Below are 25,855 nucleotides of genomic sequence, written 5' to 3'. Positions count from 1 at the left end.
TTACTCCTTAGGCGCCGAGCTGACGGACCACGAAGTTCGTCTTGAGCGGCAGCTTGGCTGCAGCCAGACGGAACGCTTCGCGCGCCAGTTCTTCGGTGACACCGTCCATTTCGTACAGCATCTTGCCCGGCTGAATCTCGGCGACGTAGTACTCAGGATTACCCTTACCGTTACCCATACGCACTTCGGCCGGCTTTTGCGAAATCGGCTTGTCCGGGAAGATACGGATCCAGATCCGGCCGCCACGCTTGATGTGACGCGTCATTGCACGACGCGCCGCTTCGATTTGACGCGCGGTCAAACGGCCGCGACCGATAGCCTTCAGACCGTACTCACCGAACGACACTGCGTTGCCGCGCGTCGCCTTGCCGGTGTTACGACCCTTCTGCTCTTTGCGATACTTTCTGCGTTTCGGTTGCAGCATCGTTATTCTCCAGTCTTCGCGTCACCGCCACGGCGAGGGCCGCCACGGCGTGCACCTGCCGGGCCACCGCCTTCACCATCGCGACGCGGACGGCGATCGCCACCCGGACGTGCGTTGCGGCGCGGACGCTTTTCTTCCGCTACTTCTTCCACGACCGGCGCTTCGTTACGGCCGAGGGTGTCGCCCTTATAGACCCACACCTTCACGCCGATGATGCCGTACGTCGTCTTCGCTTCCGAAGTCGCGTAGTCGATATCCGCACGCAGCGTATGGAGGGGCACGCGACCTTCGCGATACCACTCGGTACGAGCGATTTCGATACCGTTCAGGCGGCCCGCGCTCATGATCTTGATGCCTTGGGCGCCAAGACGCATCGCGTTCTGCATCGCACGCTTCATCGCGCGGCGGAACATGATCCGGCGCTCGAGCTGCTGCGTGATGGAGTCAGCGATCAGCTGAGCATCGGTTTCCGGCTTGCGGATTTCTTCGATGTTGACGTGAACCGGAACGCCCATGCGCTTTTGCAGCTCGGACTTCAGCAGTTCGATGTCTTCACCCTTCTTGCCGATGACGACGCCAGGACGCGAGCTGTAAATCGTGATGCGCGCGTTCTTCGCCGGACGCTCGATAACGACGCGACCAACCGAAGCGTTCTTCAGCTTCTTCTTCAGGTATTCACGGACACCGATGTCTTCCTGCAACATCGCCGCGAAATTGTTGTTGTTCGCGTACCAGCGCGAAGCCCAATTGCGGCTGACGGCCAAACGGAAGCCAGTCGGATGAATTTTCTGTCCCATCGTATGGCTCCTTAATTCCCGACCGTCACAGTGATGTGACAGGATTGCTTCTCGATGCGATTACCGCGACCCTTGGCGCGTGCGGTGAAACGCTTCAGCGAAGCAGCCTTGTCGACGTAGATGCTCTTGATCTTGAGCTCGTCGATATCGGCGCCTTCGTTGTGTTCCGCATTCGCGATCGCAGACAGCACGACCTTCTTGACGATACCCGCCGCCTTCTTCGGCGAGAACGTCAGAACGTTCAGCGCCTTGTCGACCGGCAAACCACGAATCTGGTCAGCCACAAGGCGCGTTTTCTGCGCCGAGATGCGGGCACCGCGATGAATTGCTTTCACTTCCATCTTGATTGCCCCTTATTTCTTGGCCTTCTTGTCGGCCGCGTGACCCTTGAACGTACGGGTCAGTGCGAACTCGCCAAGCTTGTGGCCGACCATGTTTTCCGTGACGTACACCGGAACGTGCTGACGGCCGTTGTGAACAGCGATCGTCAGACCGATGAAGTCCGGCAAAATCGTCGAACGACGCGACCAGGTCTTGATCGGCTTCTTGTCACGCGTGGACGCAGCCGCCTCAACTTTCTTCAGCAAATGAGCGTCGCAGAACGGACCTTTTTTAGCAGAACGTGTCATTGCCTACTCCTTAACGCTTGTGACGGCGCTGGACGATCATGGTCGTCGTGCGCTTGTTGCTGCGGGTGCGATAGCCCTTCGTCGGCGTGCCCCACGGGCTCACCGGATCGCGACCTGCTGCCGTCTTACCTTCACCACCGCCGTGCGGGTGATCGACCGGGTTCATTGCAACGCCGCGCACCGTCGGACGGATACCGCGCCAGCGGTTCGCGCCAGCCTTACCGATTTGACGGAGGCTATGCTCTTCGTTACCCACTTCGCCGATCGTCGCGCGGCACTCGACGTGCACGCGGCGGATTTCGCCCGAGCGCAGACGCACTTGAGCGTAGACGCCTTCGCGAGCCAGCAGCATGGCGGACGTACCAGCCGAACGCGCCATTTGCGCGCCCTTGCCCGGCAGCATTTCGATGCAGTGGATCGTCGTACCAACCGGGATATTGCGGATCGGCAGGGTGTTACCCGCGCGGATCGGCGCTTCCGAACCGGACATGAGCTGCGTGCCGACCGTCACGCCCTTCGGCGCGATGATGTAGCGGCGCTCGCCGTCTGCGTACAGAACCAGCGCGATGTTCGCGCTACGGTTCGGGTCGTACTCGAGACGCTCGACCTTTGCCGGAATGCCGTCCTTGTTGCGACGGAAATCGACGATACGATAGTGCTGCTTGTGACCGCCACCTTGGTGACGCGTGGTGATACGGCCGTTGTTGTTACGGCCCGCCGACTTGGATTGCGTGTCGAGCAGCGCTGCGTGCGGCTTGCCCTTGTGCAGATCCTTGTTGACGATCTTGACCATCGCGCGGCGACCCGGCGAGGTCGGCTTAACTTTCACGATTGCCATGATTACTTGGCCTCCGCTTCAAAGTTGATTTCCTGGCCGGGCTTCAGGCAGACGTACGCCTTCTTCACGTCCTTGCGCTTGCCGTTGAAGCGGCCAAAGCGCTTTGCCTTGCCCTTCGTGACGAGCACGTTGACGGAATTGACTTCGACCTTGAACAGCAGCTCGACAGCAGCCTTGACTTCCTGCTTCGTGGCGTCCGGTGCGACTTCGAACACGACTTGTTCGTTCTTGTCGGCAACCAGCGTCGCCTTTTCGGAGATCACCGGCGCGAGCAGAACTTGCATCAAACGATGATCGTTTTTGCGGATTTCGCTCATGACAGCAACTCCTCGATCTGAGCAACCGCAGCCTTCGTGATCAGCACTTTCTTGAAGTAGATCAGCGAGAGCGGGTCGGCGTAACGCGGCTCGACAACCGCCACGTGGGCCAGGTTGCGCGACGCGAGGTACAGGTTCTCGTCGACCGTATCGGTGATCACCAACACGGAGTCGAGGCCCATTGCCTTGAATTTTTCGGCCAGCAGCTTGGTCTTCGGAGCTTCGAGCACGAAGTCTTCGACAACAGCGATACGGCCTTCGCGAGCCAACTGCGAGAAGATCGAGCGGAGACCCGCGCGATGCATCTTCTTGTTGACCTTGTGCGAGAAGTTTTCTTCCGGCGAATTCGGGAAAATGCGACCACCGCCACGCCACAACGGGCTCGACGACATACCGGCACGAGCGCGGCCCGTACCCTTCTGACGCCACGGCTTCTTGGTGGTGTGCTTGACCTGCTCGCGATCCTTCTGAGCGCGGTTGCCGCTGCGTGCATTCGCCTGATAGGCGACGACGACCTGGTGAATCAGGGCTTCGTTGTAATCGCGACCGAACACGACGTCCGATGCGTTCACGCCAGCGCCTTCCTGACCATTGGCATTCAGGAGCTTAAGTTCCATTATTTCGCTCCTTTCACAGCACGCGTCTTGACGGCCGGGGTCACGAAGACCTTGCCGCCCTTCGCACCCGGAACAGCACCGCGGACGAGCAGCAGATTGCGCTCAGCGTCGATGCGGGCGATTTCGAGGTTTTGAACCGTAACGGTGTCATCGCCGAGGTGACCCGTCATGCGCTTACCCGGGAAAACACGACCCGGATCCTGCGCCATACCGATCGAACCCGGAACGTTGTGCGAACGCGAGTTACCGTGCGATGCGCGGCCCGAAGCGAAGTTGTAGCGCTTGATGGTACCGGCGTAGCCCTTACCGATCGACGTGCCTTGCACATCAACCTTCTGGCCGACTTCGAAAATGTCCGTACCGATGACAGCGCCGTTCGACAGTTCACCTGCCTTGGCCGTATCGATATGGAATTCCTTGAGGATTTCACCGGCTTGAACGCCGGCTTTGGCGAGGTGACCCGCCAACGGCTTCGTCACGCGCGATGCGCGGCGGGCGCCGAATGCAACCTGAACGGCGGTATAACCATCCGTTTCAACGGTCTTGATCTGCGTCACGCGGTTGTCCGACACGTCCAGCACGGTGACGGGGATCGAATCCCCCTCAGGCGTGAAGATACGGGTCATGCCAACCTTGCGACCTACGAGTCCAAGGCTCATCGTTTTCTCCATTCCCAACTGCGATTGGTCGGGGCTGATTTACAAATGCCGGCTGCGTCACGGGAGACTGGGTCGGCTTTCTTGCGTCTTTTTCGTGCGCATAGGCGCGAAAAGCCTTGGAGTATAACAAGGCTTTTCGAATCATGCAAGCAATCAAAGACTTAGCTCCATCTGCCGGTTTTGTTGCCGCCAGCGGAGCTTTTGGGACTTACTGCAGCTTGATCTCGACGTCCACGCCAGCCGGCAGGTCGAGCTTCATCAGCGCGTCGACGGTCTTGTCCGTCGGATCGACGATGTCCATCAGGCGCTGATGCGTACGGATTTCGAGCTGGTCGCGCGACGTCTTGTTGACGTGCGGCGAACGCAGGATGTCGAAACGCTGAATACGCGTCGGCAGCGGCACCGGGCCACGGACGATCGCGCCAGTCCGCTTCGCCGTATCGACGATCTCGGCTGCCGATTGATCGATCAGGCGATAGTCGAAAGCCTTCAGACGAATACGGATTTTCTGGTTCTGCATGACGATTCCTTAAAAGAGCGAGGCGGTCTTGCACCGCCGATTGGGCAAAAGAGCGTGGGTTCGGGCGCTTGCGGAGAGCGCACGCCCGAACCCGGTCGGGTACTGCTACTTCAGATCGAGCGAATCCGAGATTTTACTCGATAATCTTCGCAACGACACCGGCGCCGACGGTACGGCCGCCTTCGCGAATTGCGAAGCGCAGACCTTCTTCCATAGCGATCGGGGCAATCAGCTTCACCGTGATCGACACGTTGTCGCCCGGCATCACCATTTCCTTGTCCTTCGGCAGCTCGATCGAGCCCGTCACGTCCGTCGTACGGAAGTAGAACTGCGGACGGTAGTTGTTGAAGAACGGCGTGTGACGGCCGCCTTCGTCCTTGCTCAGCACGTACACTTCAGCCGTGAAGTGCGTGTGCGGCGTGATCGAACCCGGCTTGGCCAGAACCTGGCCGCGCTCCACGTCTTCACGCTTCGTGCCGCGCAGCAGGATACCGACGTTGTCGCCCGCTTGACCTTGGTCCAGCAGCTTGCGGAACATTTCCACGCCCGTGCAGGTCGTCTTCACCGTCGGCTTGATACCGACGATTTCGATTTCCTCGCCGACCTTCACCAGACCACGCTCGATACGACCCGTCACCACCGTGCCGCGACCCGAGATCGAGAACACGTCTTCCACCGGCATCAGGAACGAACCGTCAACAGCGCGTTCCGGCGTCGGGATGTACGTGTCCAGTGCGTCGGCCAGGTTCATGATCGCCACTTCGCCCAGCTCGCCCGTGTCGCCTTCCAGCGCCAGCTTCGCCGAACCCTTGATGATCGGGGTGTCGTCGCCCGGGAAGTCGTACTTCGACAGAAGCTCACGCACTTCCATTTCGACGAGTTCGAGCAGCTCGGCGTCGTCCACCATGTCGCACTTGTTCAGGAACACGATGATGTAGGGCACGCCGACCTGACGGGCCAGCAGGATGTGCTCACGCGTTTGCGGCATCGGGCCGTCAGCGGCCGAGCACACCAGGATTGCGCCGTCCATCTGCGCTGCGCCCGTGATCATGTTCTTCACGTAGTCGGCGTGGCCCGGGCAGTCGACGTGTGCGTAGTGGCGGTTAGCCGTTTCGTACTCGACGTGCGCGGTGTTGATGGTGATACCACGCGCCTTTTCTTCCGGCGCCGCGTCGATCTGGTCGTACGCCTTGGCTTCGCCGCCGAACTTCTTGGTCAGCACCGTCGTGATTGCTGCCGTCAGCGTGGTCTTGCCGTGGTCAACGTGACCGATCGTGCCCACGTTCACGTGCGGCTTGGTCCGCTCGAATTTACCTTTTGCCATGATTACCTTCTTTCAAAGTTTGGTTATCGGTTAAAGCTTGTGGCTTGCGCCGAATTACTTGCCCTTGGCGTTGATGATCGCCTCGGCGACGTTACGCGGAGCTTCAGCGTAGTGCTTGAACTCCATCGTGTACGTTGCACGGCCTTGCGTGGCCGAACGCAGCGACGTCGAGTAGCCGAACATTTCCGACAGCGGAACTTCCGCACGGACGATCTTGCCACCGCCGATCATGTCTTCCATGCCCTGGACGATACCGCGACGGCTGGACAGATCGCCCATCACGTTGCCCATATAGTCTTCAGGCGTTTCGACTTCCACAGCCATCATCGGTTCGAGGATGACCGGGCTTGCCTTGCGCATTGCTTCCTTGAAGGCCATCGAGCCGGCCATACGGAACGCATTTTCGTTCGAGTCCACGTCGTGGTACGAACCGAACGTCAGGTGAACCTTCACGTCGACGACCGGGAAGCCAGCCAGCACGCCCGACTTCAACGTTTCCTGGATACCCTTGTCCACTGCCGGGATGTACTCGCGCGGGATCACGCCGCCCTTGATTTCGTCCAGGAACTCGTAACCCTTGCCCTGCTCGTTCGGCTCGAGCGTGATGACCGCGTGACCGTACTGGCCGCGACCGCCCGACTGCTTGACGAACTTGCCGTCAACGTCCGCAGCCGTACCGCGGATCGTTTCGCGGTAAGCAACCTGCGGCTTGCCGACAGTTGCCTCCACGCCGAACTCGCGCTTCATACGGTCCACCAGAATTTCCAGGTGGAGCTCGCCCATGCCCGAAATAATGGTCTGGCCCGATTCTTCGTCGGTCTGAACGCGGAACGACGGATCTTCCTGTGCGAGACGGTTCAGCGCCAGACCCATCTTTTCCTGGTCGGGCTTCGTCTTCGGCTCAACGGCCTGCGAGATAACCGGCTCCGGGAAAATCATGCGTTCGAGCACGATCGGGCTTTGCGGATCGCACAGCGTGTCGCCCGTGGTTGCTTCCTTCAGGCCAACGGCTGCAGCGATGTCACCCGCGCGCACTTCCTTGATTTCTTCGCGCTGGTTCGCGTGCATCTGCAGAATACGGCCCAGACGCTCCTTCTTGTCCTTGGTCGCATTCAGGATGGTGTCGCCGGAATTGACGATGCCCGAGTACACGCGGAAGAAGATCAGCTGACCGACGAACGGGTCGGTCATGATCTTGAACGCGAGCGCCGCGAACTTTTCGTCGTCGGATGCACGACGCTCACCCTTCTCGCCGCTTTCGAGTTCACCCGTAACCGGGGGAATGTCGACCGGCGACGGCAGGAAGTCGATCACGGCGTCGAGCATGCGCTGCACGCCCTTGTTCTTGAACGCGGTGCCGCACAGCATCGGCTGGATTTCGCACGCGATGGTCCGGTCGCGGATCGCCTTGACGATTTCCGCTTCGCTCAGCTCTTCGCCGCCGAGGTACTTTTCCATCAGCTCTTCGCTGGCTTCGGCAGCCGACTCGATCATCTTTTCGCGCCACTCGTTGCACGTATCGACGAGTTCAGCCGGGATGTCGACGTAGTCGAACTTCGTGCCTTGCGACGCTTCGTCCCAAATGATCGCTTTCATCTTCAGGAGATCGACGACGCCCTTGAAGTTTTCTTCCGCGCCGATCGGCACCACGACCGGAACCGGGTTCGCCTTCAGGCGGTTCTTCAGTTGGTCGTAGACCTTGAAGAAGTTCGCGCCGGTACGGTCCATCTTGTTGACGAACGCGAGACGGGGAACCTTGTACTTGTTCGCCTGGCGCCACACCGTTTCCGACTGCGGCTGCACGCCGCCCACTGCACAGTAGACCATGCACGCGCCGTCGAGGACGCGCATCGAGCGCTCCACTTCGATCGTGAAGTCCACGTGTCCCGGTGTGTCGATGATGTTGATGCGGTGCTCGGGATAGTTGCCGCCCATGCCCTTCCAGAACGCCGTGGTAGCAGCCGACGTGATGGTGATGCCGCGCTCCTGCTCCTGCTCCATCCAGTCCATCGTTGCTGCGCCGTCGTGAACTTCACCAATCTTGTGGTTCACGCCCGTGTAGAACAGGATGCGCTCGGTCGTCGTCGTTTTGCCGGCGTCGATGTGAGCGCTGATACCGATATTGCGGTAGCGCTCGATAGGTGTCTTGCGAGCCACTTTGGATCCTTTTTCGGTCGACGCGCCGGCGAACTGCCGGCCGCGCCCTAACACAAACGGGCGAGGCGCCAAAACTAGCGCACCCGCCCTGATTTTCCGTTTGCCCGGTGAGCGGGAGCTTAGAAACGGAAGTGCGAGAATGCCTTGTTGGCTTCTGCCATGCGGTGAACTTCGTCGCGCTTCTTCATTGCGCCACCACGGCCTTCCGCCGCTTCCTGCAGTTCACCTGCGAGACGCAGGGCCATCGACTTTTCGCTGCGCTTCTTCGCGGCTTCACGCAACCAACGCATCGCCAATGCCATACGACGCGACGGACGCACTTCGACCGGAACCTGATAGTTGGCACCACCAACGCGACGGCTCTTCACTTCGACCACCGGCTTCACGTTGTTGAGCGCAACCGTGAACACTTCCAGCGGGTCCTTGCCACCCTTGGTCTGGATCTGTTCAAAAGCGCCGTACACGATACGCTCGGCAACCGACTTCTTGCCGGAGAGCATCAGCACGTTCATGAACTTGGCTACATCTACGTTGCCGAATTTCGGATCCGGCAACACTTCCCGCTTGGGGACTTCGCGACGACGCGGCATGATTCTTCCTTTGCTTTTTCAGTTGGAGCGTCTTCCGCTCCGCGGCCACCAACTAACCCGATCCACATCTATTCGACTAAACCAGCTTGGCCGGGTGACCACTTACTCGATGACACCGGCATTTCCGGCACCACCGCCTTAACCGCCTTGCGGCGACCTGATTCTTCTACAGCGAACTGGCAGCTTACTTGCCAGCCTTGGCACGCTTCGCACCGTACTTCGAGCGAGCTTGCTTACGGTCCTTGACGCCTTGCGTATCCAGCGAGCCGCGAACCATGTGGTAACGCACACCCGGCAAGTCCTTCACACGGCCGCCGCGAATCAGCACGACCGAGTGTTCTTGCAGGTTGTGGCCTTCACCACCGATGTACGAAATGACTTCGAAGCCGTTCGTCAGGCGAACCTTGGCGACCTTACGGAGTGCCGAGTTCGGCTTCTTCGGCGTCGTCGTGTACACGCGGGTGCACACGCCGCGACGCTGCGGGCAGTCCTGCAGGGCCGGCGACTTGCTCTTCGTCGTTTCCGACGCGCGGCCTTTGCGAACCAGTTGATTGATGGTTGGCATCGTTTATTCCTGAAATTGAACAAAATCCACGCAGATCTCTCGGGCAAAGCGAAAAGAACTGCGCGTTTGACGATTCTCGCCGATGAATTTCGCTTTCCGTGCCCGACGCTAGGCCGGGTCCGAAGGCGGACCAAGAACGAGAACCAAGCATGATATTCCGAAAATCGCAATCGGGTCAATACGTTGCGACGATTTCGACGAGTTTTCGCCGCGCGGCGTCAGTCCGACCCGACGACATCGAGTAATTCGTCGCCGAAGCGTTCGAGCTTGCGCACGCCGATACCCGGAATATGACGCAGATCGTCGATGGTATCGGGATCGCTTCGCGCGATTTCCGCAAGGGTGGCATCGTGGAAAATGACGTACGCCGGCACGCCGTCGCTTTTCGCGGTTTCGGCACGCCAGGCGCGAAGCCGCTCCCAGCGGGACTTCTCGCGCGACGACATGCCCGCGGTCGGATCGGCGCGTTCGCCCGTGCGGCTCGACGACGACCGGGCCCGCGTAGGCTTCACGTACTTGCGCAGCGTCACGCGCTCTTCGCCTTTGAGCACCGGCTTGCTGGCGTCGGTCAGCACGAGCGAGCCGAAGCCCTCGTGATCGACCGCGAGAAAGCCGAACGCGACGAGTTGCCGAAACACCGCACGCCATTCGGGTTCGGACAGCGCCGCGCCGACACCGAAGGTAGAAATCTTTTCGTGGCCGCGTTGCAGCACTTTTTCGCTGCGCGTGCCGCGAAGAATATCGATGAGATGACCCGCGCCAAAATGGAATCCGCTCGCCCTTTGCGCACGATAGACGCACGACAGCGCCATCTGCGCCTCGCGCGTGGCATCGAAGGAAGCGGGCGGCTCCAGACACGTATCGCAATTGCCGCACGGTGTGCTGGTCTCGCCGAAGTACGCGAGCAGGCGCACGCGGCGGCATGACGCGACTTCACACAGGCCGAGCAACGCATCGAGCTTGCCAGTCTGCACGCGCTTGTGCGCGTCGTCCGCTTCGGACTCGTCGATCATCTTACGCTGCTGAACGACGTCGCCCAGTCCATAGGCCATCCACGCGTTCGCCGGCAGACCGTCACGGCCCGCGCGCCCGGTTTCCTGATAGTAGCCCTCGACGCTCTTTGGCAAATCCAGATGCGCGACGAAGCGCACATCCGGCTTGTCGATGCCCATGCCGAATGCGATCGTCGCGCACATGACGATGCCTTCCTCGCGCTGGAACATTTCCTGGTGCTTCTGGCGCGTCTCGAATTCCATGCCCGCGTGATAAGGCAGCGCGCGAACGCCCTGCCCCTTCAGCCAGTCCGCGGTCTCCTCGACCTTGCGGCGCGACAGACAATAGACGACGCCCGCATCGGTCGTGCCGTCCTTGTTCGTATGTTCCGCGCGGATGAAATCGAGCAACTGCGAGCGCGCGTTGTCTTTCTCGACGATTCGATAGCGGATATTCGGCCGGTCGAAGCTCGAAACGAAGATGCGCGCATCGTCGAGCGCCAAGCGATGCACGATTTCATCGCGGGTGATCGCATCCGCGGTCGCCGTGAGGGCGATGCGCGGCACGTTCGGAAAGCGCTCGTGCAGCACCGAAAGCTGAATGTATTCAGGGCGGAAATCGTGCCCCCATTGGGACACGCAATGCGCTTCGTCGATCGCGAAGAGCCCGACCGGCGAGCTGTCGAGCAGATCCAGGAAGCGCGGCGTCATCAGCCGCTCGGGCGCGACGTACAGCAGATCGATTTCGCCATTGCGCAACGCGCGTTCGGTTGCGGCGGCTTCGGCGCCAGAGAGCGTCGAATTGAGATACGCGGCGCGCACGCCGACCTCCGTCAGTGCGGCGACCTGATCCTGCATCAGCGCGATCAGCGGCGAAACGACGATCCCCGCGCCAAGCCCCGCCTCGCGCCGCACGAGCGACGGTATCTGATAGCAGAGTGACTTGCCGCCGCCCGTGGGCATGAGAACGAGCGAATCGCCGCCGCCCGCGACGTGCTCGACGATCTCCGCCTGTTGTCCGCGAAACGCGGGATAGCCGAAGATTTCGTTGAGTATTTCGAGCGACCGGGACATGGAGAAAGCGCGCACTGCGACGTGGGAGATAACGAATTCTACCAACGCATTGCCGCGCAGAAACGGCGTTAGCCATTCGGACGAGGGCGGCGGAGAAACGTAGAGGCGAAAAAAAACCGCCCAGCCGAAGCTGAGCGGTTCGATGCTGCTACGAGCGAAGAACGCTTACTCGTTGGTGTGCGGCTGCTGCTGCTCCGCTGCCGGGGTTTCCGGCGTACCGAAATCGAATGCCTCTTCGGCAGCGATCTGGTCGAAGCGTTCGCGATCCGACGATTCCTTCGCCTTGCGCGCCTTGTGGAACGCGAGACCCGTACCGGCCGGAATCAGACGGCCGACGATCACGTTTTCCTTCAGGCCACGCAGATCGTCGCGCTTGCCCATGATCGCCGCTTCGGTCAGCACGCGAGTCGTTTCCTGGAACGACGCCGCCGAGATGAACGAATCGGTCGAGAGCGATGCCTTCGTAATACCGAGCAGCACGTTTTCGTACGTCGCCGGGCGTTTGTCGTCCGCGGTCATGCTGTCGTTCTCGTCCAGCATGTCCGAACGCTCGACCTGCTCGCCAGGAATGAAGCGCGTATCGCCGTTATCGACGATCTGCACACGACGCAACATCTGACGCACGATGACTTCAATGTGCTTGTCGTTGATCTTCACGCCCTGCAGACGGTACACGTCCTGCACTTCGTCCACGATGTAGCGCGACAGCGCCTCGATACCCTGCAGACGCAGGATGTCGTGCGGATCGGCCGGGCCGTCCACGATCATTTCGCCCTTGTTGACGACCTGACCATCGTGCACCAGCACCTGCTTTTCCTTCGCGATCAGGAACTCGTGCTGATTGCCTTCGAGGTCCGTGATAACGAGACGCTGCTTGCCCTTCGTGTCCTTACCGAACGACGTCGTGCCCGTGACTTCCGCGAGAATACCCGCGTCCTTCGGCGAGCGCGCTTCGAACAGTTCGGCCACGCGCGGCAGACCGCCGGTAATGTCACGCGTCTTCTGCGCTTCAACCGGGATACGTGCCAGCACTTCACCGACCTGCACTTGCTGACCATCCTTCACGGTGATCAGTGCGCCGACCTGGAAGCCGATCTGCACCGAATGCTCGGTGTTCGGGATCTTCACTTCCTCGCCGTTCGCGTCGAGCAGCTTCACCTGCGGACGCACGCTCTTGCCGGCTTGCGAACCACGACGCTTCGCATCGATCACGACGAGCGTCGAAAGACCGGTCACGTCGTCGATCTGCTTGGCGACCGTCACGCCTTCCTCGACGTTTTCGAACTTCACCGTACCGCCCCACTCGGTGATGATCGGACGCGTCAGCGGATCCCATTGCGCCAGTTGCGCACCGGCCTTGATCTGCGCGCCGTCGAGTTGCAGCAGCGTCGCGCCGTACGGCACTTTGTGACGCTCACGTTCGCGACCGAAGTCGTCCGCGATGATCGCTTCGCCCGAACGCGAGATGACGACCTGCTCGCCCTTCGCGTTGGTGACGTAACGCATCGTGGCCGTGAAGCGCACGGTACCGTTCGACTTCGCTTCCACCGTCGAAGCAACTGCCGCACGCGATGCCGCACCACCGATGTGGAACGTACGCATCGTCAGCTGCGTGCCCGGCTCACCGATCGACTGAGCAGCGATCACGCCGACTGCCTCACCGACGTTCACGCGCGAACCGCGGCCGAGATCGCGGCCGTAGCACGCGGCGCACAGGCCATAACGCGTTTCGCAGGTCAGCGGCGTGCGCACGCGCACTTCGTCGATGCCGAGTGCTTCGATCCGTTCCACCGCGTCTTCGTCGAGCAGATCGCCTGACGCGTACAGCGTTTCCTGCGTTTCCGGATTGACGACGTCTGCCACCGCGACGCGACCGAGAATACGGTCACGCAGCGCTTCGACGACTTCACCGCCTTCGACCAGCGCCTTCATCGCCACGCCGTTCGACGTGCCGCAATCATCTTCGACGACGACCAGATCCTGCGTCACGTCGACGAGACGACGCGTCAGGTAACCCGAGTTCGCGGTCTTCAACGCCGTATCCGCCAGACCCTTACGAGCGCCGTGCGTCGAGATGAAGTACTGCAACACGTTCAGGCCTTCGCGGAAGTTCGCGGTAATCGGCGTTTCGATAATCGAACCGTCCGGCTTCGCCATCAGGCCGCGCATACCGGCCAGCTGACGAATCTGCACCGCGGAACCGCGAGCGCCCGAGTCGGCCATCATGTAGATGGAGTTGAACGATTCCTGCTTCGTCTCGTTACCGTCGCGGTCGACGACCGGTTCGGTTGCGAGCTGCTCCATCATCGCCTTGCCGACCGCTTCCGACGTCGCCGACCAGATGTCGACCACGTTGTTGTAGCGTTCCTGCGCGGTGACGAGACCCGACATGTACTGACGGTCGTACTCCTTCACCTTCTTCGCGGCGTCGCCGACGATCGTCTCTTTCTGCGGCGGCACGAGCATGTCGTCCACGCAGATCGAGATGCCGGCGCGCGTGGCGAGACGGAAACCCATCTGCATCAGCTGGTCGGCGAAGATCACCGTTTCGCGCAGACCGCACTTGCGGAACGCCGTGTTGATCAGCTGCGAAATCTGCTTCTTCTTCAGCGGCTTGTTCAGCACCGTGAACGGCAGGCCCGGCGGCAGAATCTCCGACAGGATCGAACGGCCGACGGTCGTCGCGTACAGCGAGATCTTCGGCACGAACTTCGGCGCGCCTTCGCTCTGGTCTTCGTTCGCCACCATTTCGGTAATACGCACGTTGACGCGCGAAGCCAGCTCGACTTCCTTGTTCTCGTACGCGCGGATGACTTCCGACACGCCCGTGAACGTCATGCCTTCGCCCTTGCCGTTGATCGCTTCACGCGATGCGTAGTACAGGCCCAGCACGATATCCTGCGACGGCACGATCGACGGATCGCCGTTGGCCGGGAACAGGACGTTGTTCGACGCCAGCATCAGCGTGCGCGCTTCCATCTGCGCTTCGAGCGACAGCGGCACGTGAACGGCCATCTGGTCGCCGTCGAAGTCGGCGTTGAACGCCGCGCAGACGAGCGGGTGCAGCTGAATCGCCTTACCTTCGATCAGCACCGGCTCGAAAGCCTGAATGCCGAGACGGTGCAGCGTCGGCGCGCGGTTCAGCATGACCGGATGTTCGCGAATGACTTCTTCGAGAATGTCCCACACGACCGGCGTCTGGTTCTCGACTTCCTTCTTCGCCGCCTTGATGGTCGTCGCGACGCCCATCACTTCCAGCTTGTTGAAGATGAACGGCTTGAACAGTTCGAGCGCCATCAGCTTCGGCAGACCGCACTGATGCAGCTTGAGCGTCGGGCCGACCACGATCACCGAACGGCCCGAGTAGTCGACGCGCTTACCCAACAGGTTCTGACGGAAACGGCCGCCCTTACCCTTGATCATGTCAGCGAGCGACTTCAGCGGACGCTTGTTCGCGCCAGTCATCGCCTTGCCGCGACGGCCGTTGTCGAGCAGCGAATCGACGGCTTCCTGCAGCATCCGCTTTTCGTTGCGGACGATGATTTCAGGCGCCTTCAGTTCGAGCAGACGCTTCAACCGGTTGTTACGGTTGATCACGCGGCGATACAGGTCGTTCAGGTCCGACGTCGCGAAACGGCCGCCGTCCAGCGGCACGAGCGGACGCAGTTCCGGCGGCAGCACCGGCAGCACTTCGAGCACCATCCAGTCCGGCTTGATGCCCGAACGCTGGAAGGCCTCGAGCACCTTCAGGCGCTTGGCGTACTTCTTGATCTTCGCTTCCGAACCGGTGTTCTTGAGTTCGGTGCGCAGCATCTCGACCTGTTCGTCGATGTTGATCGCGCGCAGCAACTCGCGCACGCCTTCCGCGCCCATTTCGGCACGGAATTCGTCACCGTACTCTTCGACCTTGTTGTAGTAATCCTCTTCCGTCATGATCTGCCGCGCTTTCAGCGGCGTCATGCCCGGATCGATGACCACATAGGCTTCGAAGTACAGCACGCGCTCGATGTCGCGCAGCGTCATGTCGAGCACCATGCCCAGACGCGACGGCAGCGACTTCAGGAACCAGATGTGCGCGACCGGCGACGCGAGCTCGATGTGACCCATCCGCTCACGACGCACCTTCGCCAGCGTCACTTCGACGCCGCACTTTTCGCAGATCACGCCACGATGCTTCAGGCGCTTGTACTTGCCGCAAAGGCATTCGTAGTCCTTGATCGGACCAAAAATCTTCGCGCAGAACAGACCATCCCGCTCCGGCTTGAACGTGCGGTAGTTGATGGTCTCCGGCTTCTTCACTTCGCCGAACGACCAAGAGCGAATCTTGTCGGGCGACGCGAGGCCGATCTTGATCGCATCAAAAACTTCTTCTTGTTGGACTTGCTTGAATAGATCGAGCAGAGCTTTCATTGCTTTCTCTCCGTAGTCCGATTAGTTGCGGTCCAGATCGATATCAATACCGAGCGAGCGGATTTCCTTCACCAACACGTTGAAGGATTCCGGCATGCCCGCGTCGATGACGTGATCGCCCTTGACGAGGTTCTCATACACCTTCGTCCGGCCGGTGACGTCGTCCGACTTGACCGTCAGCATTTCTTGCAGCACATACGATGCGCCGTACGCTTCCAGCGCCCACACTTCCATCTCGCCGAAGCGCTGGCCGCCGAACTGCGCCTTACCACCCAGCGGCTGCTGCGTGACGAGCGAGTACGGGCCGGTCGAACGCGCGTGCATCTTGTCGTCGACCAAGTGGTGCAGCTTCAGGTAGTGCATGTAGCCGACCGTGACCTTGCGCTCGAACGGTTCGCCCGTGCGGCCATCGTGCAGTTGAACCTGATTCTTCGAGGGGTTCATGCCGAGGTTCGTCGCGATATCGTCCGGGTACGCCAGATCCAGCGCGCGGCCCATTTCCTCTTCGGTCGCACCGTCGAACACCGGCGTGGCGAACGGCACGCCTTCGCGCAGATTCTTCGCGAGTTCGAGGATTTCGTCGTCGGAGAAGCTGTCCAGCTCTTCCTTGCGGCCCGACTCGTTGTAGATCTGCGTCAGGAACATGCGCAGTTCTTCGATCTTCGTCTGACGCTGCAGCATTTCGCCGATACGCCAGCCGAGACCCTTCGCGGCCCAGCCCAGATGCACTTCGAGAATCTGACCCACGTTCATCCGCGACGGCACGCCGAGCGGGTTGAGCACGACGTCGGCCGGACGGCCATCGGCCATGTACGGCATGTCTTCGATCGGCACGATCTTCGACACGACACCCTTGTTGCCGTGACGGCCCGCCATCTTGTCGCCAGGCTGCAGACGACGCTTGACCGCGAGATACACCTTGACCATCTTCAGCACGCCCGGCGGCAGCTCGTCGCCCTGCGTGAGCTTCTTGCGCTTCTCTTCGAACGCGAGGTCGAACTGGTGACGCTTCTGCTCGATCGAATCCTTGATCGCTTCCAGCTGTGCCGCTGCTTCTTCGTCCGCGAGGCGGATGTCGAACCAGTGGTAGTGGTCGAGATCTTCGAGGTACGCGAGGTCGATTGCCGTGCCCTTCGCGAGCTTCTTCGGACCGCCGTTCGCGACCTTGCCGTTCAGCATACGTGCGAGACGCGAGAACGCGTCGCCTTCCACGATGCGCAGCTGGTCGTTCAAGTCGAGGCGATAGCGCTTCAGTTCATCGTCGATGATCTGTTGCGCGCGCTTGTCACGCGTGATGCCTTCGCGCGTGAACACTTGCACGTCGATGACCGTGCCGCTCATGCCCGACGGCACGCGCAGCGACGTGTCCTTCACGTCCGATGCCTTCTCGCCGAAGATCGCGCGCAGCAGCTTTTCTTCCGGCGTGAGCTGGGTTTCGCCCTTCGGCGTAACCTTGCCGACGAGCACGTCGCCCGCTTCGACTTCCGCGCCGATGTACACGATGCCCGACTCGTCCAGACGGCCGAGCTGCACTTCCGCGAGGTTCGAAATATCGCGCGTGATTTCTTCCGGTCCGAGCTTCGTGTCGCGCGCAACGACATTCAGTTCTTCGATGTGGATCGACGTGTAGCGATCGTCCGCAACGACCTTCTCCGAGATCAGGATCGAGTCTTCGAAGTTGTAGCCGTTCCACGGCATGAACGCGACCAGCATGTTCTGGCCGAGCGCGAGTTCGCCCAGATCGGTCGATGCGCCGTCAGCCAGCACGTCGCCACGAGCGACCTTGTCGCCGACCTTCGCGATCGGACGCTGGTTGATGTTCGTGTTCTGGTTCGAACGCGTGTACTTGATCAGGTTGTAGATGTCCACGCCGACATCGCCGGCCACGGCTTCGTCGTCGTTCACGCGAATCACGATACGGCCCGCGTCGACGTAATCCACGACACCGCCACGCAGCGCCTGAACCGTCGTGCCCGAGTCGACCGCAACCGTGCGCTCGATGCCCGTACCGACGACCGGCTTTTCCGGACGCAGGCAAGGCACGGCCTGACGCTGCATGTTCGAGCCCATCAACGCGCGGTTCGCATCGTCGTGTTCGAGGAACGGGATCAGCGATGCGGCCACCGACACGATCTGCGACGGCGCCACGTCCATGTACTGGATGCGGTCCGGCGTGACCATCAGCGTTTCGCCCGCTTCACGCGACGACACGAGTTCGTCGGTCAGCGTGCCGTCTTCGGCCACCGCCGCGTTCGCCTGCGCGATCACATAGCGGCCTTCTTCGATCGCCGACAGATAGTCGATCTGGTCGGTCACCTTGCTGTCCACGACCTTGCGGTACGGCGTTTCGAGGAAGCCGTATTCGTTCAGGTGCGCGTAGAGCGCGAGCGAGTTGATCAGACCGATGTTCGGACCTTCCGGCGTTTCGATCGGGCACACGCGGCCATAGTGCGTCGGATGCACGTCGCGGACTTCGAAGCCCGCGCGTTCGCGCGTCAGACCGCCCGGGCCCAGTGCGGACACGCGACGCTTGTGCGTGATTTCCGACAGCGGGTTGGTCTGGTCCATGAACTGCGAAAGCTGCGACGAACCGAAGAACTCGCGGATCGCCGACGAAATCGGCTTCGAGTTGATCAGGTCGTGCGGCATCAGGTTTTCGCTTTCGGCCTGGCCGAGGCGTTCCTTCACCGCGCGCTCGACACGCACGAGACCAGCGCGGAACTGATTCTCCGCGAGTTCGCCGACGCAACGCACGCGACGATTGCCGAGGTGATCGATATCGTCCACTTCGCCCTTGCCGTTGCGCAGCTCGACGAGGATCTTGATGGTCGCGAGGATGTCGTCGTCCTGCAGCGTCATCGGTCCGATGATTTCATCGCGACCCACGCGGCGGTTGAACTTCATACGGCCGACCTTCGACAGGTCGTACGCGTCTTCGCTGTAGAACAGACGGTTGAACAGGGCCTCGACCGCTTCTTCGGTCGGCGGCTCGCCCGGACGCATCATGCGATAGATCGCGATGCGCGCGGCCATCTTGTCGGCGGTTTCGTCGATACGCAGCGTCGACGAGATGTACGGACCCTGATCCAGATCGTTCGTGTACAGCGTCTGGATGTCCTTGACCTTCGCCTCGCGCAGCTTTTCGAGAACCGTTTCGGTGATTTCCTCGTTGGCGTTCGCGATCACTTCGCCCGTTTCCGGATCGATCACGTTCTTCGCCAGCACGCGGCCGAGCAGGTATTCCTCGGGCACCGAGATGAACTTCGTCTTGGCGTTTTCGAGGTCGCGAATGTGCTTCGCGTTGATGCGCTTGTCCTTCGTCACGATGACATTGCCATCGCGGTCCTGGATGTCAAAGCGCGCGACTTCACCGCGCAGACGCTCCGGAACGAATTCCATCTGCGCGCCTTCGCTCATCAGGCCGAAGTTGTCGAACACGAAGAAGTTCGCGAGGATCTGCTCCGGCGTCATGCCGATGGCCTTCAGCAGAATCGTGACCGGCATCTTGCGACGACGGTCGACGCGGAAGTACAGGACGTCCTTCGGATCGAACTCGAAATCGAGCCACGAACCACGGTAAGGGATGATGCGCGCCGAGAACAGCAGCTTGCCCGAGCTGTGCGTCTTGCCCTTGTCGTGCTCGAAGAACACGCCAGGCGAACGGTGCAGCTGCGACACGATCACGCGCTCGGTGCCGTTGATGACGAACGAACCCGTCGGCGTCATGAGCGGAATTTCGCCCATGTACACTTCCTGTTCCTTCACTTCCTTGACGACCGGCTTGCTCGGCGATTCCTTGTCGAGCAGAACCAGACGCACTTTCGCGCGCAGCGCCGAGCAGTACGTCAGGCCACGCTGCTGACATTCCTTGATGTTGAACGCGGGCGGCGACAGCATGTAGCTGACGAACTCGAGCCGCGCGAAGCCGTTGTGCGAGACAATCGGGAAAACTGAGCTGAACGCAGCCTGCAAGCCTTCTGCCTTGCGCTGCGAAGAAGACGTGTCTGCTTGCAGAAACGTCTGGAATGATTCAAGCTGGGTCGCCAGCAAGAAGGGAACTTGGTGAACGATGGGGCGCTTCGCGAAACTCTTGCGAATACGCTTCTTCTCGGTGAAGGAATATTGCATACGATCTCCGAATCACGGCGGGCGTTACCGAGGCGGGATACCTCGATGTCACGACCCGGTGTTCACCGACTGAGACCCGCGCACGTGTCCGGGGAGGACGCGCGAGTCTAGAAGCTTGGTGGTTGGCCGCTACCAACCGCTGGCTGACGGCAGCGGATGCCTGTGTTTCCCGCTACCCGACCAAACTTGCCTTCTGCAGTCGCTTCAGAAGACAAAGAGAACTGCCGGAAATTCATACCGATACGACCGTTCTCTTTGGCTTCTGCAGGGACGTTTATGCTTGCTCGCAAGCATCAAAACTGCATCCCCACAAAGCACAAAAAGGCCGGCGGTGAAAAACCGCCAGCCTTCGCATAGCGCAACGCGACTTACTTGATTTCAGCCTTCGCGCCAGCGTCTTCCAGCTTCTTCTTGGCTTCTTCAGCAGCAGCCTTGGGCACCGCTTCCTTGATGGGCTTCGGTGCGCCGTCGACCAGGTCCTTCGCTTCCTTCAGGCCAAGACCCGTCAGTTCACGAACAGCCTTAATCACGGAAACCTTGTTCGCGCCTGCTTCGAGCAGGTTCACGGTGAATTCCGTTTGCTCTTCGACAGCAGCTGCAGCGCCGCCGCCGGCCGGGCCGGCGACTGCAACAGCAGCAGCCGACACGCCGAACTTCTCTTCGAACGCCTTGACCAGCTCGTTCAGTTCCAGAACGGACATCGAGCCAACGGCTTCGAGGATGTCTTCTTTTGCGATTGCCATGTGAAATACTCCTAGATTGAATTCGGATCGAGCTAGCGATCTGGCTTTGCCTACGTTAAGCGACTAGCGCCCAAGCGCGATCGTTACGCAGCTTCGCTCTGCTTCTTTTCAGCCAGCGCGGCCAGAGCACGCGCGAAGCCGGAAACAGGTGCTTGCATGACGAACAGCAGCTTGGAGAGCAGTTCTTCGCGGCTCGGGATGTTGGCCAGCGCTTGCACGCCTGCCTTGTCCATCACTTTGCCTTCGTAGGAACCAGCCTTGATGATCAACTTGTCATTGCCCTTACCGAAGTCGTTGACGACCTTGGCAGCGGCAATGGCATCTTCCGAGATGCCGTAGATCAGAGGACCGGTCATCTGCTCAGCCAGCGGAGCGAACGGCGTACCTTCGACGGCGCGACGCGCCAGCGTGTTCTTCAACACGCGCAGATACACCTGTTGCTCACGCGCTTTCGCGCGCAGCTTGGTCAGATCGCCAACCGTGATCCCACGATACTCAGCGAGCACCATCGTCTGAGCCTTCGCGACTTGCGCGGCGACTTCAGCGACGACTGCCTGCTTATCTTCTTTGTTCAGTGGCACGGTTAAACCTCCAGATTCGATGCATTCGGGCCACAAACCCTTGTGCACCACGTTCAACAACGGCGTCCGACTGTTAGGAGTATCTCGATCGATTGGTGAACCGTCTCACGACGCTCGACAACCGACTTCAACCACTACAAAACTGTTTCGGGTTCGCCATCTGCGTTGGCTTGAATTAAGGCAGCGCCTGCCTGCTGCACTACCACCAACGGTCTTTGACAACCGGTTGCTCGACCGAACTGCAATCTCGCAACCGCCCAAAGCCCTTTTAGTAGCGCGATCTTTCGACCGCGCCCTGAATGCTTACTGTTGCGCGAGCGTGGATTGGTCCACGCGAACGCCGACACCCATCGTGCTCGACACAGCGATCTTGCGCAGGTACACGCCCTTGCTCGTCGCCGGCTTCGCCTTTTGCAGCGCATCGATCAGCGCGGCCAGATTCTGGCGCAGCGATGCCGACTCGAACGACGCACGACCGATCGTGCCGTGGATGATACCCGCTTTGTCGACGCGGAACTGCACCTGACCGGCCTTCGCGTTCTTCACTGCTTGCGCGACGTCCGGCGTAACGGTACCGACCTTCGGGTTCGGCATCAGGCCGCGCGGGCCGAGGATCTGACCCAACGTACCGACGACACGCATCGTGTCCGGCGACGCGATCACGACGTCGAAGTTCAGATTGCCGGCCTTGACTTGCTCGGCCAGGTCTTCCATACCGACCACGTCCGCACCAGCAGCGCGAGCTTGTTCAGCCTTGTCGCCTTGCGCGAACACGGCCACGCGAACCGACTTGCCCGTGCCTGCCGGCAGAACGACCGAACCGCGAACCACTTGATCCGACTTCTTCGCGTCGATGCCGAGTTGCACTGCCACGTCGATCGACTCGTCGAACTTCGCGCTCGCGCATTCCTTCACGAGAGTCAGTGCGTCTTCGATCGCGTACAGCTTTTGGCGATCGACCTTGGCCGCGAATGCCTGAAGGCGCTTAGAAACCTTAGCCATTTACACGCCCTCCACAGTGATGCCCATCGAACGCGCGCTGCCGGCGATCGTACGCACGGCTGCATCCAGGTCGGCTGCCGTGAGATCCGGCATCTTGGTCTTCGCGATTTCTTCCGCTTGAGCGCGGGTGATGTTGCCGACCTTATCGGTATGCGGCTTGCTCGAACCCTTTTGCACTGCGGCTGCCTTCTTGATCAGAACGGTAGCCGGCGGCGTCTTCATGATGAACGTGAAGCTCTTGTCCGCGAATGCCGTAATGACGACCGGCACCGGCAACCCCGGCTCCATGCCCTGAGTCTGCGCGTTGAACGCCTTGCAGAACTCCATGATGTTCAGGCCACGCTGGCCCAGTGCCGGACCAACCGGCGGCGACGGGTTGGCTTTACCTGCAGGAATCTGCAGCTTGATAAAGCCGATGATTTTCTTTGCCATGTTGAAAACCTCTGCTGAACGCGTGAGCGTTCGGTGAGTGGTAGCGCGCGTTCGACGTTGCCGGCTACTGACGCTCCTCAACGGTCATGACGCGGACCGTAAGCGCGAATCGCGCGATGACTCGAAAGCCACGCGCGATGTATTCGTTTAAAGCTTCTCGACCTGACCGAACTCGAGTTCGACCGGCGTCGAACGCCCGAAGATCGTGACGGAGACGCGAACTCGGGACTTCTCGTAATTCACCTCTTCTACGTTGCCGTTGAAGTCGGTGAACGGGCCTTCCTTCACGCGGACCATCTCGCCCACCTCGAAAAGCGTCTTCGGCCGCGGCTTCTCGACGCCTTCCTGCATCTGCGACATGATCTTTTCGACTTCACGCGGCGAGATGGGACTCGGGCGATTACGTGCACCACCGACGAAACCGGTCACTTTGGCCGTGTTTTTGACCAAGTGCCACGTCTCGTCCGTCATTTCCATTTCGACCAGGACGTAGCCCGGGAAGAAACGACGCTCGGTGACCGATTTGTGACCACCCTTCACTTCAACCACTTCTTCGGTCGGCACGAGAATCTGACCGAATTGATCTTGCATGCCTGCGCGTTCGATGCGCTCCTGAAGCGCACGTTGCACGCTCTTCTCCATACCGGAGTAGGCGTGCACCACGTACCAACGCTTTCCACTCGGGGTGGTCGGAGTATCGCTCATATCATTTCCAACCCAGAATCGCCGAGAAAATCACCCATTCGATTGACTTATCGCTAAGCCAAAGAAAAATGGCCATGATCAAAACAAACGCGAAGACCACCAGGGTCGTTTGCGTGGCCTCTTTGCGAGTCGGCCAGACAACCTTGCGGACTTCTTTGTATGAGTCTTTAGCAAAAGCAATGAAACCTTTGCCCGGCGCGGAGAGAAGACCGACTGCGACACCCGCGATGACACCAACAGCAAGCGCTGCGCCGCGGACGTACCATTCTTGGCCAGAGAGCCAGAAGAATCCAACGAACCCGGCCAAGACCAACAATACGCCCGCTACCAACATCAACTTGTCGCCGGAAGTATTAACAGTTTCGACGGAAGGATTCGCCATAACACCTTAAACACAGCGCCACTTGGCGCAAGAATTTTGGCAGGGGCAGAGGGAATCGAACCCCCAACCTTCGGTTTTGGAGACCGACGCTCTGCCAGTTGAGCTATACCCCTAAACCATTTGGGGTCGACGGACTTCGCCGACCCCGAAACCTCAAACTACCGAGAAGATGTCTGGCTCTTACTCGATAATCTTCGCAACGACACCGGCGCCGACGGTACGGCCGCCTTCGCGGATTGCGAAGCGCAGACCTTCTTCCATGGCGATCGGGGCGATCAGCTTCACCGTGATCGACACGTTGTCGCCCGGCATCACCATTTCCTTGTCCTTCGGCAGCTCGATCGAGCCCGTCACGTCCGTCGTACGGAAGTAGAACTGCGGACGGTAGTTGTTGAAGAACGGCGTGTGACGGCCGCCTTCGTCCTTGCTCAGCACGTACACTTCAGCCGTGAAGTGCGTGTGCGGCGTGATCGAACCCGGCTTGGCCAGAACCTGGCCGCGCTCCACGTCTTCACGCTTCGTGCCGCGCAGCAGGATACCGACGTTGTCGCCCGCTTGACCTTGGTCCAGCAGCTTGCGGAACATTTCCACGCCCGTGCAGGTCGTCTTCACCGTCGGCTTGATACCGACGATTTCGATTTCCTCGCCGACCTTCACCAGACCACGCTCGATACGACCCGTCACCACCGTGCCGCGACCCGAGATCGAGAACACGTCTTCCACCGGCATCAGGAACGAACCGTCAACAGCGCGTTCCGGCGTCGGGATGTACGTGTCCAGTGCGTCGGCCAGGTTCATGATCGCCACTTCGCCCAGCTCGCCCGTGTCGCCTTCCAGCGCCAGCTTCGCCGAACCCTTGATGATCGGGGTGTCGTCGCCCGGGAAGTCGTACTTCGACAGAAGCTCACGCACTTCCATTTCGACGAGTTCGAGCAGCTCGGCGTCGTCCACCATGTCGCACTTGTTCAGGAACACGATGATGTAGGGCACGCCGACCTGACGGGCCAGCAGGATGTGCTCACGCGTTTGCGGCATCGGGCCGTCAGCGGCCGAGCACACCAGGATTGCGCCGTCCATCTGCGCTGCGCCCGTGATCATGTTCTTCACGTAGTCGGCGTGGCCCGGGCAGTCGACGTGTGCGTAGTGGCGGTTTGCCGTTTCGTACTCGACGTGCGCGGTGTTGATGGTGATACCACGCGCCTTTTCTTCCGGCGCCGCGTCGATCTGGTCGTACGCCTTGGCTTCGCCGCCGAACTTCTTGGTCAGCACCGTCGTGATTGCTGCCGTCAGCGTGGTCTTGCCGTGGTCAACGTGACCGATCGTGCCCACGTTCACGTGCGGCTTGGTCCGCTCGAATTTACCTTTGGCCATTTTCGACTCCTAACAGGATTTTCGCACCTTGCGCCGCGCGCAACTTACTAGACTGATACAACTGGTGCCCATGGGCAGGATCGAACTGCCGACCTCTCCCTTACCAAGGGAGTGCTCTACCACTGAGCCACATGGGCACTACAAAACCGGCACTGGAGCGGGTGAAGGGAATCGAACCCTCGTCATAAGCTTGGAAGGCTTCTGCTCTACCATTGAGCTACACCCGCGAGGTGTTGGATTCCCTTACCGCTTAAATTCTGGTGGAGGAGGTTGGATTCGAACCAACGTAGGCGTAAGCCAACAGATTTACAGTCTGCCCCCTTTAGCCACTCGGGCACCCCTCCGCAGAGAACTATCGATTATGGGGTAACAACACGCCGCTGTCAAGCGTTTCTTGCGACCCGAGGCAACCGAGGCTCTCACCTATAGTGAGAGAAATGCAAAAAGCCCCATCTGAAGATCAGACGGGGCTTTTGCATCTCATAGAGAGGAGCCTGACGATTACCTACTTTCACACGGGTGATCCGCACTATCATCGGCGTGGAGTCGTTTCACGGTCCTGTTCGGGATGGGAAGGGGTGGTACCGACTCGCTATGG

At 60.3% G+C, this 25,855-nt stretch carries 23 protein-coding genes, 4 tRNA genes and 1 rRNA gene; all 28 read right to left on the bottom strand.

The genetic code is table 11. The features are described 5' to 3' along the window. Positions 1–7: 7 nt before the first annotated feature. On the bottom strand, positions 8–424 hold the full coding sequence (rplP, locus tag AWB70_RS32415) for a 50S ribosomal protein L16 (protein ID WP_014192477.1): 417 nt from the start codon (positions 422–424) through the stop codon (positions 8–10). A 2-nt stretch (positions 425–426) separates the two neighbouring features. Then, entirely contained in the window at positions 427–1,221 is a 795-nt protein-coding gene (gene rpsC / locus AWB70_RS32410; protein ID WP_014192478.1) for a 30S ribosomal protein S3, read from the bottom strand. 11 nt (positions 1,222–1,232) lie between these two features. Next, positions 1,233–1,562: a 50S ribosomal protein L22 gene (gene rplV / locus AWB70_RS32405; protein ID WP_004199272.1), complete on the bottom strand. Its 330-nt coding sequence runs from the start codon at positions 1,560–1,562 to the stop codon at positions 1,233–1,235. Positions 1,563–1,574: 12 nt separating this feature from the next. Continuing rightward, positions 1,575–1,850, bottom strand: coding sequence for a 30S ribosomal protein S19 (gene rpsS / locus AWB70_RS32400; RefSeq protein ID WP_008343850.1), 276 nt, complete (start codon positions 1,848–1,850; stop codon positions 1,575–1,577). A gap of 10 nt (positions 1,851–1,860) precedes the next feature. Next, positions 1,861–2,688, bottom strand: coding sequence for a 50S ribosomal protein L2 (gene rplB / locus AWB70_RS32395; RefSeq protein ID WP_014192479.1), 828 nt, complete (start codon positions 2,686–2,688; stop codon positions 1,861–1,863). A 2-nt stretch (positions 2,689–2,690) separates the two neighbouring features. Continuing rightward, on the bottom strand, positions 2,691–3,005 hold the full coding sequence (gene rplW / locus AWB70_RS32390) for a 50S ribosomal protein L23 (RefSeq protein WP_008343846.1): 315 nt from the start codon (positions 3,003–3,005) through the stop codon (positions 2,691–2,693). Continuing rightward, the gene (gene rplD, locus AWB70_RS32385; protein ID WP_008343845.1) at positions 3,002–3,622 is read right to left on the bottom strand and encodes a 50S ribosomal protein L4; all 621 of its coding nucleotides are present in this window, start codon (positions 3,620–3,622) and stop codon (positions 3,002–3,004) included. Before rplD ends, rplW begins: the two co-directional genes overlap by 4 nt. Then, complete coding sequence (gene rplC, locus AWB70_RS32380) at positions 3,622–4,281, bottom strand: 50S ribosomal protein L3 (protein ID WP_014192480.1); 660 nt, start codon at positions 4,279–4,281, stop codon at positions 3,622–3,624. The genes rplD and rplC overlap by 1 nt, the downstream gene beginning before the upstream one ends. 208 nt (positions 4,282–4,489) lie before the next feature. Continuing rightward, positions 4,490–4,801 (bottom strand): 30S ribosomal protein S10, encoded by a 312-nt coding sequence (gene rpsJ / locus AWB70_RS32375; protein WP_006998489.1) that lies wholly within the window; start codon positions 4,799–4,801, stop codon positions 4,490–4,492. Between the two features lie 133 nt (positions 4,802–4,934). Then, positions 4,935–6,125: an elongation factor Tu gene (gene tuf, locus AWB70_RS32370; RefSeq protein WP_014192481.1), complete on the bottom strand. Its 1,191-nt coding sequence runs from the start codon at positions 6,123–6,125 to the stop codon at positions 4,935–4,937. A 54-nt stretch (positions 6,126–6,179) separates the two neighbouring features. Beyond that, entirely contained in the window at positions 6,180–8,282 is a 2,103-nt protein-coding gene (fusA, locus tag AWB70_RS32365; RefSeq protein WP_014192482.1) for an elongation factor G, read from the bottom strand. Positions 8,283–8,401: 119 nt separating this feature from the next. Next, positions 8,402–8,872 (bottom strand): 30S ribosomal protein S7, encoded by a 471-nt coding sequence (gene rpsG / locus AWB70_RS32360; protein WP_008343817.1) that lies wholly within the window; start codon positions 8,870–8,872, stop codon positions 8,402–8,404. Positions 8,873–9,056: 184 nt separating this feature from the next. After that, positions 9,057–9,437 carry a 30S ribosomal protein S12 gene (gene rpsL, locus AWB70_RS32355; protein WP_006998493.1) on the bottom strand — a complete coding sequence of 127 codons (381 nt, stop codon included), beginning with the start codon at positions 9,435–9,437 and terminating at the stop codon, positions 9,057–9,059. A gap of 218 nt (positions 9,438–9,655) precedes the next feature. After that, the gene (recQ, locus tag AWB70_RS32350; RefSeq protein WP_053568887.1) at positions 9,656–11,503 is read right to left on the bottom strand and encodes a DNA helicase RecQ; all 1,848 of its coding nucleotides are present in this window, start codon (positions 11,501–11,503) and stop codon (positions 9,656–9,658) included. Between the two features lie 165 nt (positions 11,504–11,668). Further along, positions 11,669–15,913 (bottom strand): DNA-directed RNA polymerase subunit beta', encoded by a 4,245-nt coding sequence (rpoC, locus tag AWB70_RS32345; protein WP_014192484.1) that lies wholly within the window; start codon positions 15,911–15,913, stop codon positions 11,669–11,671. A gap of 21 nt (positions 15,914–15,934) precedes the next feature. Then, positions 15,935–20,041: a DNA-directed RNA polymerase subunit beta gene (rpoB, locus tag AWB70_RS32340; protein ID WP_014192485.1), complete on the bottom strand. Its 4,107-nt coding sequence runs from the start codon at positions 20,039–20,041 to the stop codon at positions 15,935–15,937. Between the two features lie 368 nt (positions 20,042–20,409). Then, complete coding sequence (gene rplL, locus AWB70_RS32335) at positions 20,410–20,784, bottom strand: 50S ribosomal protein L7/L12 (RefSeq protein ID WP_014192486.1); 375 nt, start codon at positions 20,782–20,784, stop codon at positions 20,410–20,412. Between the two features lie 83 nt (positions 20,785–20,867). Then, entirely contained in the window at positions 20,868–21,365 is a 498-nt protein-coding gene (gene rplJ / locus AWB70_RS32330) for a 50S ribosomal protein L10 (RefSeq protein WP_014192487.1), read from the bottom strand. 303 nt (positions 21,366–21,668) lie between these two features. Continuing rightward, positions 21,669–22,367, bottom strand: coding sequence for a 50S ribosomal protein L1 (gene rplA / locus AWB70_RS32325; protein ID WP_053568888.1), 699 nt, complete (start codon positions 22,365–22,367; stop codon positions 21,669–21,671). Continuing rightward, complete coding sequence (gene rplK / locus AWB70_RS32320) at positions 22,368–22,799, bottom strand: 50S ribosomal protein L11 (protein WP_008343796.1); 432 nt, start codon at positions 22,797–22,799, stop codon at positions 22,368–22,370. It abuts the gene before it with no gap. 147 nt (positions 22,800–22,946) lie between these two features. Further along, positions 22,947–23,504 (bottom strand): transcription termination/antitermination protein NusG, encoded by a 558-nt coding sequence (gene nusG, locus AWB70_RS32315; protein ID WP_053568889.1) that lies wholly within the window; start codon positions 23,502–23,504, stop codon positions 22,947–22,949. 1 nt (position 23,505) lies between these two features. Further along, positions 23,506–23,886, bottom strand: a complete 381-nt coding sequence (gene secE / locus AWB70_RS32310; protein ID WP_008343790.1) for a preprotein translocase subunit SecE — start codon at positions 23,884–23,886, stop codon at positions 23,506–23,508. Positions 23,887–23,923: 37 nt separating this feature from the next. Next, positions 23,924–23,999, bottom strand: a tRNA-Trp gene (locus AWB70_RS32305). A 67-nt stretch (positions 24,000–24,066) separates the two neighbouring features. Then, complete coding sequence (gene tuf / locus AWB70_RS32300; RefSeq protein WP_014192481.1) at positions 24,067–25,257, bottom strand: elongation factor Tu; 1,191 nt, start codon at positions 25,255–25,257, stop codon at positions 24,067–24,069. Positions 25,258–25,319: 62 nt separating this feature from the next. Then, positions 25,320–25,394: transfer RNA gene (locus tag AWB70_RS32295), tRNA-Thr, on the bottom strand. A 16-nt stretch (positions 25,395–25,410) separates the two neighbouring features. Further along, positions 25,411–25,484 (bottom strand) — tRNA-Gly (locus AWB70_RS32290). Between the two features lie 31 nt (positions 25,485–25,515). Then, positions 25,516–25,601: transfer RNA gene (locus AWB70_RS32285), tRNA-Tyr, on the bottom strand. A 148-nt stretch (positions 25,602–25,749) separates the two neighbouring features. Continuing rightward, positions 25,750–25,855, bottom strand: a 5S ribosomal RNA gene (gene rrf / locus AWB70_RS32280); the annotation flags it as partial.

Source organism: Caballeronia cordobensis, assembly GCF_001544575.2.
GTDB lineage: Bacteria > Pseudomonadota > Gammaproteobacteria > Burkholderiales > Burkholderiaceae > Caballeronia > Caballeronia cordobensis.
Note: the sequence above shows the minus strand (reverse complement) of the source record. Positions and strands in the feature narration are given on the sequence as shown.

What these genes read in the sequence shown, in the direction of transcription:
- rplP (WP_014192477.1), bottom strand. Translation starts at nt 424, where the DNA reads ATGCTGCAACCGAAACGCAGAAAGTATCGCAAAGAGCAGAAGGGTCGT.
- rpsC (WP_014192478.1), bottom strand. Translation starts at nt 1,221, where the DNA reads ATGGGACAGAAAATTCATCCGACTGGCTTCCGTTTGGCCGTCAGCCGC.
- rplV (WP_004199272.1), bottom strand. Translation starts at nt 1,562, where the DNA reads ATGGAAGTGAAAGCAATTCATCGCGGTGCCCGCATCTCGGCGCAGAAA.
- rpsS (WP_008343850.1), bottom strand. Translation starts at nt 1,850, where the DNA reads ATGACACGTTCTGCTAAAAAAGGTCCGTTCTGCGACGCTCATTTGCTG.
- rplB (WP_014192479.1), bottom strand. Translation starts at nt 2,688, where the DNA reads ATGGCAATCGTGAAAGTTAAGCCGACCTCGCCGGGTCGCCGCGCGATG.
- rplW (WP_008343846.1), bottom strand. Translation starts at nt 3,005, where the DNA reads ATGAGCGAAATCCGCAAAAACGATCATCGTTTGATGCAAGTTCTGCTC.
- rplD (WP_008343845.1), bottom strand. Translation starts at nt 3,622, where the DNA reads ATGGAACTTAAGCTCCTGAATGCCAATGGTCAGGAAGGCGCTGGCGTG.
- rplC (WP_014192480.1), bottom strand. Translation starts at nt 4,281, where the DNA reads ATGAGCCTTGGACTCGTAGGTCGCAAGGTTGGCATGACCCGTATCTTC.
- rpsJ (WP_006998489.1), bottom strand. Translation starts at nt 4,801, where the DNA reads ATGCAGAACCAGAAAATCCGTATTCGTCTGAAGGCTTTCGACTATCGC.
- tuf (WP_014192481.1), bottom strand. Translation starts at nt 6,125, where the DNA reads ATGGCAAAAGGTAAATTCGAGCGGACCAAGCCGCACGTGAACGTGGGC.
- rpsG (WP_008343817.1), bottom strand. Translation starts at nt 8,872, where the DNA reads ATGCCGCGTCGTCGCGAAGTCCCCAAGCGGGAAGTGTTGCCGGATCCG.
- rpsL (WP_006998493.1), bottom strand. Translation starts at nt 9,437, where the DNA reads ATGCCAACCATCAATCAACTGGTTCGCAAAGGCCGCGCGTCGGAAACG.
- recQ (WP_053568887.1), bottom strand. Translation starts at nt 11,503, where the DNA reads ATGTCCCGGTCGCTCGAAATACTCAACGAAATCTTCGGCTATCCCGCG.
- rpoC (WP_014192484.1), bottom strand. Translation starts at nt 15,913, where the DNA reads ATGAAAGCTCTGCTCGATCTATTCAAGCAAGTCCAACAAGAAGAAGTT.
- rpoB (WP_014192485.1), bottom strand. Translation starts at nt 20,041, where the DNA reads ATGCAATATTCCTTCACCGAGAAGAAGCGTATTCGCAAGAGTTTCGCG.
- rplL (WP_014192486.1), bottom strand. Translation starts at nt 20,784, where the DNA reads ATGGCAATCGCAAAAGAAGACATCCTCGAAGCCGTTGGCTCGATGTCC.
- rplA (WP_053568888.1), bottom strand. Translation starts at nt 22,367, where the DNA reads ATGGCTAAGGTTTCTAAGCGCCTTCAGGCATTCGCGGCCAAGGTCGAT.
- rplK (WP_008343796.1), bottom strand. Translation starts at nt 22,799, where the DNA reads ATGGCAAAGAAAATCATCGGCTTTATCAAGCTGCAGATTCCTGCAGGT.
- nusG (WP_053568889.1), bottom strand. Translation starts at nt 23,504, where the DNA reads ATGAGCGATACTCCGACCACCCCGAGTGGAAAGCGTTGGTACGTGGTG.
- secE (WP_008343790.1), bottom strand. Translation starts at nt 23,886, where the DNA reads ATGGCGAATCCTTCCGTCGAAACTGTTAATACTTCCGGCGACAAGTTG.
- tuf (WP_014192481.1), bottom strand. Translation starts at nt 25,257, where the DNA reads ATGGCCAAAGGTAAATTCGAGCGGACCAAGCCGCACGTGAACGTGGGC.